This window comes from Vibrio sp. CB1-5 (assembly GCF_059412285.1).
This window is the reverse complement of the sequence record NZ_JBJHPB010000019.1, coordinates 57,977-75,891: the sequence shown is the minus strand read 5'-3', so window position 1 is coordinate 75,891 and position 17,915 is coordinate 57,977. Positions and strand designations below refer to the sequence as shown.

At 47.3% G+C, this 17,915-nt stretch carries 14 protein-coding genes; 7 read left to right on the top strand and 7 right to left on the bottom strand.

The window, feature by feature from the left end; genetic code table 11:
• The first annotated feature begins 28 nt into the window (after positions 1-28).
• Positions 29-991 (top strand): tRNA dihydrouridine(16) synthase DusC, encoded by a 963-nt coding sequence (dusC, locus tag ACJB0T_RS14245; RefSeq protein WP_479289078.1) that lies wholly within the window; start codon positions 29-31, stop codon positions 989-991.
• 23 nt (positions 992-1,014) lie between these two features.
• On the opposite strand, the gene malZ is transcribed toward dusC, so the two are convergent.
• From malZ to ACJB0T_RS14225, 4 genes are all read right to left on the bottom strand, one after another.
• On the bottom strand, positions 1,015-2,847 hold the full coding sequence (malZ, locus tag ACJB0T_RS14240) for a maltodextrin glucosidase (protein ID WP_479289077.1): 1,833 nt from the start codon (positions 2,845-2,847) through the stop codon (positions 1,015-1,017).
• 137 nt (positions 2,848-2,984) lie between these two features.
• Positions 2,985-3,779, bottom strand: a complete 795-nt coding sequence (locus ACJB0T_RS14235) for an ABC transporter ATP-binding protein (RefSeq protein ID WP_479289075.1) — start codon at positions 3,777-3,779, stop codon at positions 2,985-2,987.
• Positions 3,776-4,717, bottom strand: coding sequence for an ABC transporter permease (locus tag ACJB0T_RS14230; protein ID WP_479289073.1), 942 nt, complete (start codon positions 4,715-4,717; stop codon positions 3,776-3,778). Before ACJB0T_RS14230 ends, ACJB0T_RS14235 begins: the two co-directional genes overlap by 4 nt.
• A gap of 95 nt (positions 4,718-4,812) precedes the next feature.
• The gene (locus ACJB0T_RS14225) at positions 4,813-5,778 is read right to left on the bottom strand and encodes an ABC transporter substrate-binding protein (RefSeq protein WP_042499042.1); all 966 of its coding nucleotides are present in this window, start codon (positions 5,776-5,778) and stop codon (positions 4,813-4,815) included.
• A gap of 380 nt (positions 5,779-6,158) precedes the next feature.
• On the opposite strand from ACJB0T_RS14225, the gene ACJB0T_RS14220 reads away from it, so the two are divergent.
• A complete protein-coding gene (locus tag ACJB0T_RS14220; RefSeq protein ID WP_479289071.1) occupies positions 6,159-7,253 on the top strand; it encodes a PQQ-dependent sugar dehydrogenase in 1,095 nt (364 codons plus the stop codon).
• Between the two features lie 172 nt (positions 7,254-7,425).
• On the opposite strand, the gene yfbV is transcribed toward ACJB0T_RS14220, so the two are convergent.
• Positions 7,426-7,878, bottom strand: coding sequence for a terminus macrodomain insulation protein YfbV (yfbV, locus tag ACJB0T_RS14215; protein ID WP_479289069.1), 453 nt, complete (start codon positions 7,876-7,878; stop codon positions 7,426-7,428).
• 335 nt (positions 7,879-8,213) lie between these two features.
• On the opposite strand from yfbV, the gene ACJB0T_RS14210 reads away from it, so the two are divergent.
• Positions 8,214-9,410: an acetate kinase gene (locus ACJB0T_RS14210; RefSeq protein ID WP_112462262.1), complete on the top strand. Its 1,197-nt coding sequence runs from the start codon at positions 8,214-8,216 to the stop codon at positions 9,408-9,410.
• A gap of 131 nt (positions 9,411-9,541) precedes the next feature.
• Positions 9,542-11,686 (top strand): phosphate acetyltransferase, encoded by a 2,145-nt coding sequence (gene pta / locus ACJB0T_RS14205; protein ID WP_479289067.1) that lies wholly within the window; start codon positions 9,542-9,544, stop codon positions 11,684-11,686.
• Positions 11,687-11,758: 72 nt separating this feature from the next.
• Here the strand turns inward: pta and ACJB0T_RS14200 are convergent, their stop codons facing one another.
• Complete coding sequence (locus ACJB0T_RS14200) at positions 11,759-12,928, bottom strand: BamA/TamA family outer membrane protein (RefSeq protein WP_479289066.1); 1,170 nt, start codon at positions 12,926-12,928, stop codon at positions 11,759-11,761.
• Positions 12,929-13,064: 136 nt separating this feature from the next.
• A complete protein-coding gene (locus ACJB0T_RS14195; RefSeq protein WP_112462264.1) occupies positions 13,065-13,946 on the bottom strand; it encodes a Tim44 domain-containing protein in 882 nt (293 codons plus the stop codon).
• A gap of 292 nt (positions 13,947-14,238) precedes the next feature.
• Between ACJB0T_RS14195 and ACJB0T_RS14190 the strand changes: the two genes are divergently transcribed.
• The 3 genes from ACJB0T_RS14190 (at position 14,239) to ACJB0T_RS14180 (ending at position 17,810) form a co-directional block, all read left to right on the top strand.
• Complete coding sequence (locus tag ACJB0T_RS14190; RefSeq protein WP_479289063.1) at positions 14,239-14,829, top strand: TetR/AcrR family transcriptional regulator; 591 nt, start codon at positions 14,239-14,241, stop codon at positions 14,827-14,829.
• 15 nt (positions 14,830-14,844) lie between these two features.
• On the top strand, positions 14,845-16,719 hold the full coding sequence (locus tag ACJB0T_RS14185; RefSeq protein ID WP_479289061.1) for an MFS transporter: 1,875 nt from the start codon (positions 14,845-14,847) through the stop codon (positions 16,717-16,719).
• Between the two features lie 164 nt (positions 16,720-16,883).
• On the top strand, positions 16,884-17,810 hold the full coding sequence (locus ACJB0T_RS14180) for a YeiH family protein (RefSeq protein ID WP_479289060.1): 927 nt from the start codon (positions 16,884-16,886) through the stop codon (positions 17,808-17,810).
• Positions 17,811-17,915: the final 105 nt, after the last annotated feature.

Here is a 17,915-nt window from a genome sequence, read left to right as displayed (position 1 = left end):
CCGCTCCCTGAATATGATGAGAACTGGTATGCGTGTTGTTTTGGGCCCGATGGAGGGTGTGTTAGATCATTTAATGCGAGAAATTCTTACCGAGATCAACGACTACGATCTTTGTGTGACTGAATTTGTTCGCGTTGTTGACCAAGCTTTGCCTGATCACGTGTTCTATCGCCTGTGTCCTGAACTGGCTCAAGGTTCCATGACCAAATCCGGTACACCTGTTCACATTCAGCTTCTTGGACAAGATCCCCGTTGGATGGCAGAAAACGCCGTTAAGGCTGCATCACTTGGTGCTAAAGGGATTGACCTCAACTTTGGCTGTCCTGCAAAGTTGGTCAACAAGAGCAAAGGTGGCGCAGCGTTACTGCAGCACCCAGAGCTTATCCATAACGTAGTGAAAGCATGCCGAGATGCGGTAGACCCTTCTATTCCTGTTACTGCTAAGATTCGTTTAGGCTGGGAGAACCCAGATGACTGCTTCGAGATTGTTGACGCGATCGAACAAGCAGGCGCCAATGAACTTACCGTGCATGCACGCACCAAAACTGGCGGATACAAAGCGAGTGAGATCAAATGGGACTACATTAATGCAATTCGCAGCAAAACCAACTTGCCTCTGATCGCGAATGGTGAGATTTGGAACTACGCTGATGGCCAACGCTGCATTGAAACCACGGGCGTGGATTCTTTGATGGTCTGTCGCGGCGCGTTCAATGTGCCAAACCTCGGTAACGTGGTCAAACACAATCATACGGTGATGCCTTGGCATGAAGTGGTTGAGCTGCTTTTGGTCTATTCAACCTATGAAATCAAAGGCGATAAAGGGCTCTACTATCCAAACCGCGTCAAGCAGTGGTTCTCATACCTTCGCCAACAGTACCCGCAAGCCGCTGAGCTATTTCGTGAGATCCGCACCTTTAACAAAGCGGCACCGATTGTCGAACACATCCAGCAATACCGCGACAAGATGCTTGCGACCTTATCGCAGTAATCACCTTGCCGCAGTCAATCTAGTTAGCGTGTCAGCAGCAGAGAACCCTCTGCTGCGATAATGACATCTAACACACCATCAAGTGCTTCAGATTTGCTGCCCGTCAGTGCACATTCAAAACTGACACTCTCAAGCCCTAGCTTCCAAATCGGCAGCGAAAGCTGCACCGCGTCTACCCCTAAGTTAAAGCCACTAATCACCACTTCATCGTCCAGTTGACGTGCGAACACCAAGCTAAACTCATCAACGTAAAGCGGGACAAAACTGCCTCGCTGCAAGGCTTTAGAAGCTTTGCGAAGCGAAATCAATTGCTTGCAGTACGGTAGCCATGGACTTGTCTCAACTCGCTCCCATGGGAAGCAGCGACGATTATCGGGATCATGCGTTCCCTCAAGCCCTACTTCCACACCGTAGTACAAACACGGTGTACCAACGTAGGTCATTAGAAGCTGTAACGCGATAGCAAGACGATTCTCATTTCCAGCCAAGGTAGTGATAAAACGTTCCGTATCGTGGCTATCAAGCTGGTTTAATTGCGATAATTGATTGCTCCATGGCACTTTAGCACTTGCCTCTTGAAGCCAGCTTAAAAACTCGTGGCAGTCGATGTTGATAGGGTCAAACGTAATGTCTTTGCCCGCGAGAAGCGCGCGTAGGGGATGAGCAAAACCATAGTAGTTCATGGCGCCATCTTCTTGATCGCCCTGTAGCCATTGGGTTGCCTCAAAAAAATGCTCACCCAACATGTAAGAGTCAGGATTCACCGACTTCATCGATTCACGAAACGCTCGAACGTAATGAGCATTATTTGCCGCGCCTTCGCCTTCCCCAAGCATATGAATCACATCAAAACGCCAACCGTCGATGTTGTAGGGTGGTTTCAACCAATGTTTGATCACCGAGCCTTCGCTTCGATAGATATGATCGCGTACTTCTTCATTGTGGAAGTTTAGAACTGGTAGCGTATCAATCCCTTTCCAACCGACATACTGTTTGGAGTCAGCATTAAAGAAGTAATAGTCCCGGTAGGGACTGTCTGCAGCGGTGTAAGCACCGTTACTCTCCTCTAACACGTCAAACCAAGGGTGTGCGACCGAGGTGTGATTGAGCACTGCATCAAGCACCACTTTCATACCTCTTTGATGCAAATTGTCTGCAAGCTCGGCAAATTGTTGATTGGTACCAAACTTAGGATCGATGGAATAGTAGTCCACCGTATCGTACTTGTGATTGCTGTATGAGGTAAAAATCGGATTTAGGTACAAGGTAGTGATCCCAAGCTCTTGCAGATAATCCAACTTAGACTCGATACCCGCTAGGTCACCACCATAAAACTCAACCGCACCCGAGTTGCCATGATTGCCTACTGGCTCACCCCACGATTTCTTCACGGACTCACGATTGCGACTTGGGTATTGATACTCGCCAGTCTCGACGCCAATACTAGGATCGCCATTGCAAAAGCGATCGGGGAAGATCTGGTAGAACACTTGCTCTGCGACCCAGCTTGGTGGCTGATCTGCGCGATTATACTTGAAATGATACTCTCGTCCCGGCATGCGGCTGTGCGTACCGCGCGCATCGAGCCAATATTGGCCGGTCTCAGTCAGCGCCTTGAACACATAATAAGTCACATCTTTATCGGCACTCAGTGGCAATGCTGCTTGCCATATGTCTAACTGACCTTTGGTACCCACTTTACTAAGCTCGACTAGATATTCTTCATTGTCCGGCTCATGACGAAGCTTAATTGACTTAAATTCGTCTTGCTGAGCAAATAGACGAATAGTGAGTTTATCACCTTCTCGCGCTAACCCATCTTGGGTTTGAGGATGATATAGAAATGGCTGGTTCATTATGATTCTTCTTTTATAGGGAACGAGGTAGGATAATTGTAGAAGAATCGGCTGCAGAAAAAATCCCCCTTCAAATTGAAGAGGGATCACAGATTGTAGGCTTAGCTCAGAAGGCTGAGACCTTTAAATTGTGATGACTAGCTAAGCAACAAACTATCGTCCGCGAGCTCTTCACCACGTACTTTGGAGAACATTTCCAGCAAGTCTGGCACTTGCATATTGGCACGCTGCTCACCTTCCACATCGAGGACGATCTCACCTTGGTGTAACATGACGGTTCGATCGCCACAAGCAAGAGCATCTTTCATTGAGTGCGTTACCATCATGACCGTGAGGTTGAACTCCTGAATAACCTTTTTGGTGAGATCAATAACGAACGCCGCCATGCGAGGATCGAGTGCCGCAGTGTGTTCATCCAGTAACAGCAGCTTACTGTCGGACAATGTTGCCATAACTAGGCTTACCGCCTGACGCTGACCACCAGATAGCAATCCAATGTTGTCCCCGAGCCTGTCTTCTAGCCCAAGTCCTAGAATGCTAATGCGCTCTTGGAACAGCTTGCGACGTTTACTCGACAGCGACAAGCTCCAGCCACGCTTTTTACCACGCATGTAGGCCAGTGCCATGTTCTCTTCGATAGAGAGATCGCCACAAGTACCTGCTAAAGGATCTTGGAACACGCGTGCACATTGGTTAGCACGTTGATCGACAGTTTGGCGAGTCACATCCATATCATCGATTAGAACACGCCCACCGACCATTGGTGTTTCGCCCGTAACCGCACCTAACAAAGTGGATTTACCGGCACCGTTCGAGCCAATCACCGTCAAAAACTGGTGCTCAGGCACCTCTAGGTCCACCCCTTTCAGGGCGCGATTTTCCAAAATCGTCCCTGGGTTAAAGGTGACTTGAATATCTTCTAATCGAATCATGCTGTATTCCCCGTGTTGCCTGATTGAGAGACCGCTTTACTCTTAGCAGGCTTAACGACCTTTTTTGCTTTGAGGTTTCCTTTTATCTTTGGCGCAATCAGCGCGGCCGCCACGAGTACGGCAGTGACCAAGTTTAGGTCTGACGCTTGCAGACCAAACATACCCGTACTCAAGGCAAAGGCAACGGCCAAACGATACAGAACAGAGCCAACAATGACCGCCGTTACCGCCACCCAAATCTTACGACCCGGAATCAGCGTTTGACCCAAAATAACCGCAGCCAGACCCACAACAATCGTACCCACGCCAGATGTCACATCAGCGAAACTGTTGGTTTGTGCGAAAAGTGCACCAGCAAAGCCGACGAAGCCATTTGATAGTGCCAAGCAGAAGTAGGTATAAAATGAAGTACTTGCCCCTTGAGCCTTAACCATACGCGCATTTACGCCAGTGGCTCGTAGACCCAAACCAAAGTCGCTGTTTAGCAGTCGCACTACAAACCAAGCTGAGATCAGCACTAACACACCCACCACCAACGGGCGAACATACATCGCATCACCCATCATTTCGAACGGAGTCAGAATCGTCTCTTCACCAAGCAAGGCCATGTTTGGTCGGCCCATGATACGAATGTTGATCGAGAATGCCGCAATCATCGTGAGGATAGACGCAAGCAAATGAAGGATACCACAGCGCACTGCTAGAAAGGCGGTCACCCAGCCCGTTGCAGCTCCGGCAATAATCGCCATCCCTGTTGCTACCCAAGGATTAATACCGGCAACAATCGCGGTAGCCGCCACCGCAGCCCCCATAGGAAAGCTGCCATCAACACTCAAGTCGGGAAAATCGAGAACACGGAAGGTAAGATAGACGCCCAGTGCAACCAGTCCATAAATGAGACCAATTTCGAGGGCTCCAAAAAATGCAAAAGCAGACATAACTACTCCACTGCTGTTTAACAAGTGCTGTTTAAGAAAAGAAAACTTAATAAAAAAGCTGGATCCGAAGATCCAGCTTCATCGCAATGCAAGACTTACTTAACGCTTGTTGCGCGATCCATCACTGTTTGAGGGATAGTAAGACCCAATTTTTTCGCAGCCGTTGCGTTGATCACCAAATCAGAACCTTTTGCCACTTTGACATCGATTTTGCCTGGTTCCGTACCTTCAAGAATCTGCGCTACGTAGTCCGCTGTTTGTACACCGATTTGGTAGTAATCGAAACCAAGGCTCGCTACCGCGCCACGTTCAACATACGACGTTGCTGCACCGAAAACTGGTGTCTTGGCTTGGTTAGCTGAGACAATCATACCTTCAATAGCGCTCGCTACCGTGTTGTCGATAAGTGCGTAAATAATGTCGGATTTCGCTGAAATAGCTTGAGTCGCCGTTTGTACATCGGCACTTTTAAGCGCTGTTGCTTCCACTAGCTCAATACCACGCTTGTCTGTGCTCTCTTTTAGCAGCTTCATTAGGCTCACTGCGTTCGCTTCGCCTGGGTTGTAGACCACACCAATACTCTTCACATCTGGCATGATCTCTTGGATAAGCTCAACATGCTGATCGACAGGTGATAGATCCGATAGACCCGTCACGTTCTTACCAGGCTGCTCAAGCTTTTTCACCAGCTTCGCACCCACGGGATCAGTAACGGCGGTAAACACTACTGGAATATCGCGTGTCGCAGAAACCAATGCTTGAGCGGTTGGTGTCGCGATCCCCACTAGCACGTCAGGGCGCTCACCCACGTATTGGCGAGCAATTTGCACTGCAATCGCTGGGTTGCCTTGCGCAGTTTTGTAGTCAAACTCGAGGTTTTTACCTTGCTCGTAGCCTTTTTCTTTAAGGCCGTCGACCAAGCCTTGGCGTGTCGCATCGAGCGCAGGGTGCTCAACAATTTGCGATACCGCGACTTTTGCTGTTTTTGCCATGATGCTGGCTGAAGACAGCAACGCCACACCGGTTAATGCTGCAGTGACAATGATCTTGCTTGCTTTCATCTTAACTCCTTGATTAAGCAACCCTGAATGAGTAGAGACACTCTACTCACTAATGGGGATATGGGTGTATTATTTAATTTACACTTCGTGAATTATTTTTTGACTCCTTGCTACTTCTACCAGCAAGACAACCAAATTGAAAGGTATTATTAACATTCGCATTAGATAAACGTGCTATCCATGTGCTTTCGAAACCAACATTTAAACAAATGCGTACATACAGCGATACATGCGACTAATATTTACTCAAAAATCAGCGTAATCCATTTTTGACAAAAGTGAAGCTTTATGGGTGCAATTATGTGAAAGATGTCTATATTCATACAGATAGCGTAATCGTCAACGAGTTGAGTACATCCAATCGCAAGGGAACTTTTAGCATGCGTCTATTACTCCTTTTACCCCTGATTTTACTATTAGCAATGCCCTCGAAAGCTCGAGAGTTTGAAGGCAGTAAGTTAGAAAAAGTGACGACCGTGAATGGCGTTCCTTGGTCAATTCTGATTGTGGGTGACTCAGAACTATTAGTGACATTAAGGGAAGGTCAACTGCTGCTTGTCGATACAAAAAATGGCGAGCAAACGTCGATAAGTGGGCTACCCACGATTTATGCCTCTGGCCAAGGCGGCCTGATGGACATTCACCCAAGCCCATCCGAAGCTAATGTTTATTACTTCACCTACGCGAAACCTGTCGGTAAAGGGGGAGCACCCACGCTTGCGAAAGCGACTCTAGATGGCAACAAACTTACAAACTGGCAAGATCTCTTCACCAGCAATGTCTCCGTCACCTCTGGTCGACACTTTGGAAGCCGAATTGCTTTTGATGATGAAGGTTTGGTCTATATGACCATAGGTGATGCTGGTGACAGGGATAATGCGCAGCAAACCGACAATCACGCCGGTACCATCGTCCGCCTCAATCAAGATGGATCGATTCCAAAAGACAATCCGTTTATCGAAAACCAAAAATTTGCTCCCGAGATATACTCTTATGGCCACCGTAATCCACAAGGGCTGGTATTTGACAGCAAACGAGCACAATTATGGACGATAGAGCATGGCCCGAGAGGCGGTGATGAGCTCAACCTAGTCAAAGCAGGTCTTAATTATGGCTGGCCAATCACATCACACGGGAAAGAATATTGGGGACCAATCAACGCCGGAAAAGCTCAAGAGAAAGAAGGCATTGAATCACCAAGCAAGGTCTATATCCCTTCAATTGCACCAGGGTCGCTACACTTGTATGAGGGCGATGAGTTTCCGAGGCTCAATGGCATCTTGTTAATCGGAGCGCTAAAACTCACTCACATCAACATTCTAGATATCAACGAAGCTGGCCAGGTACTAGAAGAAAGACGCTACTACGAAGAGCTTGGTGAGAGAGTACGAGATATCACCACCGATTCAGCCGGCCACGTATGGTTTAGCACTGATAGTGGTGCGATTTACAAGATTAGTCGCCAATTCCAATAAATGAAGGCCAATAACAGCAGTCCAATAACAGCATTGTTATCGCGAGAGTGGCGACAACATCAAACTAACACTCGCCGCAAAGTTGTTACAATTGCACACCCACCCTTGCTAAAACGAACAAGCCCCGCTCATCATTGAGCGGGGCTTGTGTTTATTTATTAGTCAATCGTTGTTAAAACCAGCGATCAAAGTCCCTTCTATCAAGCTGCCTAAAAGCGCGATTCAAGGTAATGGCAAGCTCTTTGTACTTAGGCTTCGCTTTTACTGGTTCCATCGCACCGCCTGATTCAACAATCTTTTGGTGCAGCTCACGATACCAAGACGCTAGAGCCGGAGGCAGTTGCGTGTTGTAGCGATTTCCCAACCACCACATCCCCTGTAGAGGCATACTAATTGCGAACAACGCAATCACAATCGCCTGTGGCAGCGCGTGAGCGTTGTTAAAGGCCATTTGCGTTAAAACACTAATGGCAGCAACCGCAGGCATCACTTTAATACCAAATCGCGTCGCTTTAATGATGCGCTGCTCTGGAAACAGGGGCGTTAGCTCCTTACGCATCGGCCAAAGTTCCATGTACTTTTGACCATTTTTTAAACTCTGAGTCAGACTTGCTCTCTCGCTCATAGCTAACCTCACTAAAAAAAAGTTGAACTATTCAACTAAATCAGCAAAATATTGACGGAAGTTAAGATTCTTTCAAATTTATTTTGTTATCTTCTGCCATTATCGTTATTCTTTGCGAATCCTCAATCTCATTGTTGTCTTTATTTACAAAATAGGCAACCGTCGAGATGACCCTCGCAAGGACGCTAATGTGGTTTTCTTGGGAAAATCGCATATTATTATACGGCAATTGATGATTTTATGACCAAGAGTGATAGGCGTTTTTTGCTGCCTCTCAGTCTTGAGATACGTTTACATCCTTGATCCCCGATCAGATAAAATACAGGTAACCTCTAATGTCTAAGCTGGTTTTAGTTTTAAACTGCGGCAGTTCTTCTCTTAAGTTTGCCATCGTTGATGCAGAAAACGGTGATGAGCACCTAACAGGTCTTGCAGAATGTCTTCACCTTCCAGAAGCTCGTATCAAGTGGAAACTTGATGGTAAACACGAAGCTCAACTAGGTAACGGCGCTGCTCACGAAGAAGCATTAGCGTTCATGGTAGAGACTATCCTTGCTTCTAAGCCTGAGCTAAAAGCAAACCTAGGCGCTATCGGTCACCGTATCGTTCACGGTGGCGAGCAATTCACATCTTCTGCACTAATCACAGACGATGTACTTAAAGGTATCGAAGACTCTGCAACATTTGCTCCTCTTCACAACCCTGCTCACATCATCGGTATCGAAGCGGCGAAGCACAACTTCCCAGAGCTTAAGAACGTAGCGGTATTTGACACTGCGTTCCACCAAACTATGCCTCAAGAGTCTTACCTATACGCTCTACCGTACAACCTGTACAAAGAGCACGGCATCCGTCGCTACGGCATGCACGGTACTTCTCACCTATTCATCGCACGTGAAGCAGCTGAGCTACTTGGTAAGCCAGCTAACGAACTGAACATCATCAACTGCCACCTGGGCAATGGTGCTTCTGTTTGTGCTATCAAAAACGGTGAATCTGTAGATACTTCAATGGGTCTAACTCCTCTTGAAGGTCTTGTAATGGGTACTCGTTGTGGTGACATCGATCCTGCGATCATCTTCCACCTACACGACGCTCTAGGTTACTCTGTTGAGCAAATCAACAACATGCTCACTAAAGAGTCTGGTCTTCTAGGTCTGACTGAAGTGACTTCTGACTGTCGTTTCGTTGAAGACAACTACGGTGAGAAAGAAGAAGCAACACGTGCAATGGACGTGTTCTGCCACCGCCTAGCGAAATACGTAGCTGGCTACACTGCATCTCTTGACGGCCGTCTAGATGCTATCGTGTTCACTGGTGGTATCGGTGAAAACTCTGCACCAATCCGTGAGATGGTTCTAAACCGTCTAGGCGTATTTGGCATCGAAGTTGACGGTGAAGCTAACCTTAAAGCACGTTTCGGCGGCGAAGGTACTATCACTGCAGCAAGCAGCCGCATCCCAGCAATGGTTATTTCTACTAACGAAGAGCTAGTCATCGCTGAAGACACTGCGCGCCTAGCAGGTCTTTAATGTTCAAACTGGCTAACCTAGGTTAGCCAGTTTTCTTATAGGGCTCAGTGAAACATTTGCTTGTGCTTTTTTGCAGTTCATCGAACCACTGAGTTTCTTCCCCCATATATATAGTTTGAGGTACTCAAAGAATGTCCCGTACTATTATGCTTGTACCTACTAGCGCTGGTGTCGGTCTTACCAGTGTTAGTATGGGTGTCCTGCGTGCAATGGAGCGTAAGGGTGTAAACGTATCGTTTTACAAACCTGTAGCTCAACCTCGCCACGGCGGCGATCAGCCAGATCTAACATCTTCTATCGTCGGTAACAGCAGCGACATGAAAGTGGGTCAACCACTTACTATGTCAGAAGCAGAAAACCTGATTGGTAACGAGAAGCTAGACGTGCTTCTAGAAACTATCGTTGAGCGTTACAACCAAATCAACAAAGATGCGGACGTGACACTTATCGAAGGTCTTGTACCAACTCGTAAGCACCCGTTTGCAAATGCAATCAACGAGGAAATCGCTAAGACACTTGGCGCTGAAATCGTGTTCGTTGCAACGCCAGGTACAGACAACCCAAGCCAGCTTAAAGAGCGTATCGAAGTTGCATGTTCTAACTACGGCGGCACTAAGAACAAGAAGATCTCTGGCGTTATCATCAACAAACTGAATGCCCCTGTTGATGAAGCTGGTCGTACTCGTCCTGATCTTTCTGAAATCTTCGACGATGCAGACACAGCTCAGCAAGCTAACCTTGAAGTAATGCAAATCTTCAACACTAGCCCAATTCGTGTTCTAGGCTGCGTGCCTTGGAAGATTGATTTGATTGCGACTCGTGCTGTAGACATGGCAGAGCACCTAAGCGCTGAAATCATCAACGAAGGTGACATCGCTAGCCGTCGTATCAAGAGCATCACGTTCTGTGCACGTTCACTACCTAACATGATCGAGCACTTCAAACCAGGCTCTCTACTTGTGACTTCTGCTGACCGCCCAGACGTAATCGTTGCAGCGGCGCTAGCAGCAATGAACGGTGTGGAAATCGGCGCTATTCTACTAACAGGCGGCTACGACGTTCCGACTGAGATTGCTGACCTTATCAAGCCTGCGCTTGAAACTGGCCTTCCAATCTTTAAAGCACAAGGTAACACTTGGCAAACGTCTCTGAACCTACAGAGCTTCAGCCTAGAAGTTCCTGCAGACGATAAAGAGCGTATCGAGTTCGTAAACGAGCACGTTGCTGGTCACATTGATGGTCCTTGGATTGATTCTCTACTTGAAGGCACTGTAGGCGGCCGTAAGCTTAGCCCACCAGCATTCCGTTACCAGCTAACTGAACTTGCTCGCCGTGCTGGCAAGCGCATTGTTCTTCCTGAAGGTGACGAGCCACGTACAGTTAAAGCTGCGGCTATCTGTGCTGAACGCGGTATCGCAGAATGTGTGCTTCTTGGTAACCCTGAAGAAATCAAACGTGTAGCTGCTCAGCAAGGCGTTGAGCTAGGTGCTGGTGTAACTATCATCGATTCTGATGCCGTACGTGAAAACTACGTTGCTCGCTTGGTTGAGCTACGTGGCGCGAAAGGTATGACTGAAGTTGTAGCTCGTGAGAAGCTACAAGATTCTGTATACCTAGGCACTATGATGCTTGAAGCGAACGAAGTTGACGGTCTAGTATCTGGCGCTGTTCACACAACAGCGAACACTATCGTTCCTCCGTTCCAAATCATCAAGACGGCTCCTGGAACGTCTATCGTATCGTCAATCTTCTTCATGCTTCTGCCTGATCAAGTATTGGTATACGGTGACTGTGCGATCAACCCAGATCCAACCGCTGAGCAACTTGCTGAAATCGCTATCCAATCTGCAGATTCTGCAGCAGCATTCGGTATCGAACCTCGCGTTGCGATGATTTCTTACTCGACTGGTGAGTCTGGTAAAGGTGCTGACGTAGATAAAGTACGTGAAGCAACGAAACTGGCTCAAGAGAAGCGTCCTGATCTTATCATCGACGGTCCTCTACAGTACGATGCGGCAATCATGGAGAACGTAGCAGCTTCTAAAGCACCTAACTCTCCAGTTGCAGGTAAAGCGACAGTATTTGTATTCCCCGACCTAAACACGGGCAACACAACATACAAAGCGGTGCAACGTTCAGCAGACCTAGTCTCTATCGGTCCAATGCTGCAAGGTATGCGCAAGCCAGTTAACGACCTGTCTCGTGGCGCACTAGTAGACGACATCGTTTACACAGTTGCACTCACTGCGATTCAATCTGGTCAAGAGCAAAACTAAGTTTGTTCTAACTGAATGAAAAAAGCCTCCAAATGGAGGCTTTTTTAGTACTTGAGGTTTGATGAGCGCAAACTAGAACACTTCATTGACGTGGAAGTAGAAGGTACCACCATGCTCACCATAGCCAATATCCGCGCGCACATTGACCTTATCTTTGATTTTGAATCTAAAGCCTGTACCAGCACTTGCCAACGTTTTATCCCACAGCCCGGATACATTGTTTGATACCGTACCTGCCGCTCCCCAGAAAACGACACCGACTCGCCAGTACACAGGCAAACGGTACTCCACCTGCCCCATCATCATTTGGTTGTCGCGATAACGACCAAGGATGTAGCCACGCATCGCATCAGCACCGCCAAGATCTGGCAGTTGATTCCAAGGGACGTTGCCTGAGGTTAAGTTGGCTTGCACTTGCCATGCAAACAATCCTGGCATGGGCGCTAACGTGTGATATTGAGAAGCTTTGAGCGAGTATTTACCAAAATTCTCTGAGTTAGTGGCATCATGATACAATCCTAAGTCGGCTTGCAGTAAGGTACCTTTGGTGGCGTTAGTCACGTTGTCGCGGGTATCAAAGACGTTAGAGACAAACACACCGTAGCTGGTGTTGTCGATGAGTTCATTCGCGACAGAATCGAGGTTTTGATTCTCAAACGTCTTATCGTGAGGACGCACCGATTTCACATTGGCACCCAAGCCCAAAAAGTAGCCTCCAGAAACTCGAGTCAACCACGTGGGTTTGACATCAACCACTTGCTCTTTGAAGTCAACCTTATTGCCGTCTTGCTGTCCGTTTTCATAGCCTTGGCCATAGTAAACCGCTGCATCATCAAACACTTTGATATCGGTGTAAACGCGGTTATCACCGCCGTTATAAAAGTGCTTATTACTGAACGTAATCCCCATAGATCCATTTGATGATGCATATGGGTTGATAACCATAGAAGAAGGCTGTCCCGCCCCATCACTCGGGTCACCATATAAACCCACATACAACAGCCCAAGCCCCAAGCCTTGCTCTGGCTTGTAGAACACTGCCGGAATGTAGCTCGAGTTAAGACCTTTATCTGCATCGTATTCCGACTCCGCACCAAACACACCTAAAAAGCGATCGAGCTTTTCTGTGGTTGGGTTTGGGGTGTGCTCAACAAGAGGCACTATATGATCGTCAGCTAGCGCAAGAGAAGTGATGGTACTGCATGTCAGCGCCAGTGCCGTATGAGCAAATAAGGTTCGCATGATTGGGATTAATGGGGTTGATAGCAAAGGCTGGATTATAGAGGAAAAACGCCAGATTGCGGCGATTCAAATGTAAAAAAACTGCAGATTTTACTCTGCAGTTTTTAATCACTGTTTTTAAATCAATTGGCGGTTATTAACCTTGGATACCAACGATTAGCCATGGTGCGTTTGGCTGGGTCAAATCACGCTCAAGGTGCCATATATCTTCGATGTCTTCTTCGATGTTTTCAACGGCATCGCGGTAGCGACCAGAGAATTGAAGACTCAGCTGGGCTTTGTTGGCGTCGTAATCCGCACGAACAACCTCAGCGTCAACATACATCACGTCAGTATGCTGCTCCCCTTCAAGCTTAGCGCGCTCGCTGATAAGATCTTGCAGCAAGCTTGCTGATACATACTCTTCAATAGTGTGTAGCTCGTTGTGATTCCACGCACCTTGGAGAATACGGTAGTGCTCACGAGCTCCATTTAGGAATGCTGCTTGATCAAAGCCCGGTGGGTAGTTATGAGGCACTTCGCTGTGTCCAGCTGCGCCAAAACCACCTGTTGAAGCCGTTGATGCTGGCTGTTCAAAATTCTGGAAGTTTGAAGGCTGCTCGAATTGTTGACGAGAGTGGCCGCCAAACGCCGGCTGTTGCCTCTGCTGATTCATACTACCCTGCTTCGCCCCCAGCATACCGCGCATCAGTTTGAAGATCACAAAAGCAATCAAACCAAAAATCAAGATATCCATGAAGTTGATGCCTTCAAAAGCACCACCAAAGAAAGCAGCTAAAAGACCACCAGCGAGCAAACCACCTAAGATACCGCCCATCAGACCTTTCTTACTGCTTCCAGCTTTGTTTTGATCTTGACGACTGATGTTATTGGTATTTTGTTGTTGCTGTTTTGGGGCCGGAGCCGTTTTAAAGCTCTTACCAAATGATTTACCGCCACCGAATTTCTTTGCTTCGGCTACCGGATTCACCGCCACTGCCAGTACTAGCAGTGCGACGAAAGAAAATAAACGTTTCATTCTCAACCTTTCGTTATTGTCACATTACATCGTAAGTCCTATTACGACTTACTACGCATCATATACTGAGCTTAGCATTAAAGGAACGCTTCAAATGCTCGGACTTGTTTCAGAATATTGCACGTTTGTTACGGTATACACACCGTCTATGACATTATTTCAAGAACACGGTGTTATACCGACCACTATCTCAAAAGTGCGTTGCAACCTTGCAATCACTGGCTTCATTTGTTGACGCTAACCTGTCCCAACACTAAAATAACGAACCGTGTTCAATTAAGAATCCATCACCATGGCCCGCAGAAACGATCATACCCGGGAAGAACTTATCGACCTGACGCTGACTACTGTCAGGGATTACCTCAACGAGAACTCCTATCACTCGCTGAGTCTTCGCAAGATTGCCACGCTTATAGGGTATGTTCCCAGCACATTGGTGAATATTTTCGGCAGTTACAATTTACTGTTACTTCACGCCGTTGCTCGCACCGTGGACGAGTTGTCCGAAGAATCGAGACAAGTCATCGAAAAAACGGACAACGCCGAGCAAGCCTTGTATGCGCTGGCTATTTGCTATCATGATTTTGCAAAGAAGTACCCGTATCGTTGGCAGTTAATATTTGAGCACAACATGAATGGTGACCAACTTCCAGAATGGCAGTCACAACGCATCGACGGAATGACTGGCATGTTGGAACATTTGTTGTCTGAGCTTCGCCCAGAACGCTCGCCGGCTGACGTCATGAAAGCCAGTCGTGTACTTTGGGCTGGCGTGCACGGTATCACGCTACTCAGTGTCGATGACAAGTTTTTCACTTCAGAACCTATTGATGGCGGCGTGCTCATCAAAGATCTCATCTCAAATTACCTCAAAAGCTGGTAATGAAAAGGAAAGGTAATGCCTAACACCAAAACTGCGTCTTTACTTACCGAAAGACGCTTTATGCCCTACTTTGTTACCCAGTTTTTCGGCGCATTCAACGACAACATTTTTAAAAACGTTTTACTACTTTTTGTTGCCTTCGCTGGACCGCAGGTTTTGCCTATCTCGAGCAACTTGTTTATTAACCTAGCCGCAGGTTTGTTTATCCTGCCCTTCTTCTTATTCTCCGCCTCCGCTGGTGTCCTAGCTGACAAATACGAAAAGTCGTGGTTCATCCGCAAAGTTAAGCTAGCGGAGATAGGTATCATGTGCGTTGGCGCCATTGGCTTTGTCACCGAAAGCTATGGCATTCTGCTACTGTTGCTATTTTTGATGGGTACCCAGTCAGCTTTCTTTGGCCCAGTTAAATACGCACTACTGCCACAGCAACTCAAACCAAACGAACTGTTATCTGGCAACGCCTTGGTTGAGACTGGGACTTTTCTCGCGATCCTGCTGGGTACTTTAGGTGCGGGCATTATTGCCTCCGCTGAGAGCGCTAAATATGTGGCGGCAGCCAGTGTGATTGTGTTCGCTGTGGCTGGCTATATTTCGAGTCGTTCAATCCCCAATGCACCTGCGGCAGACCCAGAGCTGAAGTTTCGCTGGCAACCCGTTAAGCAAACCAAAGAAACGCTCAAGATCGCTCAGCAAGATAGTGTCGTATTCCAATGCATCATGGCGATTAGCTGGTTTTGGTTTTTGGGCGCAGCTTACTTAACGCAATTTCCGAACTTCACTAAGATCCATCTGATGGGCAATGAGGCCGCTGTCTCTTTCCTATTAGCACTGTTCTCTGTCGGTATTGCCCTTGGCTCTATGCTGTGTGACAAGATGTCAAAAAACCGCATTGATGTCGGCATTGTGCCAATTGGTAGCATTGGCATCACTATTTTTGGTGCATTGATGGCGTTTGCCGTACCAGAAGAGCTTCCGCAGTTTGAATCGTTTAGCGAGTTTGTTTCTCACTCAGCACTTTGGCCAGTGTTTGGCTATTTACTTGCTCTTGGCGCCTCTGGTGGTCTGTTTATCGTTCCTTTGTATGCGTTAATGCAGCAACAAGCGAAACCGACAGAGCGCGCTCGTGTCATTGCCGCTCTCAATATCTACAACTCTTTATTTATGGTGGGTAGTGCAGTACTGGGTATTGTTAGCCTTTCAGTACTTGGGCTTTCTATTGTTGAGCTGTTTATCCTTCTCTCTGCGCTTAACTTTTTGATGGCGGCTTATCTGTTTTTGCAAGCACCAATCTTCGTGGTGCGTTTTCTGATTTGGATTATGACAACTATCATGTACCGCATCAGCCACAAAAATCTGCAACACCTCCCTGAAAAAGGCGGCGCGTTGATTGTGTGCAACCATGTGAGTTACATGGATGCGTTGGTCATGAGTGCTGCCAGTCCGCGCTTGATCCGCTTTGTTATGGAAGAGGACTACGCAAACTTCAAACCCGTGCGTCGCTTCCTAAAGCGTGCCGGTGTGATCCCTATTTCAGCCAAACGTAAAGGCTCGATTCGCCGTGCGTTTGTGGAAATTGAACAGGCACTCGCGGCGGGCGAAATTGTTTGTATCTTCCCAGAAGGCCGTTTGACTGCCGATGGCGAGATGAATGAGTTTATGCGCGGCATTGATATCGTTCTTAAACGTTCACCAGTTCCTGTCATCCCGATGGCGCTAAAAGGTTTATGGGGAAGCTACTTCAGTCGTCACAAAGGACGCGCATGTAAAGGGCTACCAACTCGATTTAGAGCCAAACTAGAACTAGAAGCGGGTACTCCCGTCCTTCCAGAGGAAGCATCGAGCCAAGCCATGTTCCAGAAAGTGTCTGAACTGCGTGGTGACTACCGCTAATCAGAACCACACCATTAACCTATTTAACGGGCGTTTAGTTTTACTGAACGCCCGTTAAATTTTATTTAGTTTTACTTACCTTAAACTCTCGCTACACTCTGCTAACTATTGATTGGCAGTTCTACCGCTATTGGCTAGTGCCTTTGCTGTTTGTAAGGATTTTGATGTTATCCCAACTACGCTCTTACCCTCTTTTCTTCCTCGGGATTATCGCTTGTTTGACCCCTTGGGTAAGCTCTCCGATGGCGCTGATTTTTGGCTTTCTTCTTACCACTTTTAGCTTAGTGCCACGTGATATTCCTATCGCCAAATACACAAAAAAACTGCTCGCTTACTCGATTGTAGGTTTAGGTTTTGGTATCCATCTTGACCAAGCTCTGCAAGCAACCAGCGACGGGATCGGCCTAATTATCGCGACCATCATTGGTACACTTGTGATTGGCTGGGTTCTAGCAAGGCAAATGGGATTGGATAAACACACTGGCTATTTGATCTCGTCAGGTACTGCGATTTGCGGTGGCAGCGCCATTGCTGCGGTTGCCCCCGCTATTGATGCTGACGACGAAAGTATTGCTATTGCGCTCGCAACCGTATTTGTATTGAACTCACTTGCTCTGTTTATCTTTCCTGTCATTGGCCATGCGTTATCACTCGACCAGCATACCTTTGGTACTTGGGCTGCGATCGCCATTCACGATACCTCATCTGTCGTGGGCGCGGCCTCTGCGTATGGTGAGCAAGCACTTACCACAGCAACCACACTAAAACTTGCCAGAGCGTTATGGATCATTCCTGTTGCGCTAGTGAGTGCGATGCTGTTTCGTAACAAAAACAGCAAGCTAACTATCCCTTACTTTATCTTCTTTTACTGCGGCGCCATTTTGGTCAGTGACTACTTACCTCAGTTTGAATGGGCATATCACGGCATTTTTGATGTATCGAAAAAGTTATTGGTTGTGTGTCTATTTTTAATTGGAACCAGTATTTCCATAGAAAGACTCAAACAAGCGGGCAGTAAGCCTATGTTGTTTGGTATCACCATGTGGCTACTTATTTCGGTGACGTCGTTGAGCTGGTTGCTACTCGCTTAATCAATACGCCGTCATCAATATCCCGTCATCAATATCCCGTCATCACATCGCGAAAGTGAAGAACTGTAAAAGCGCGCAACCAACTGAAGATAGTCACTATGTCAC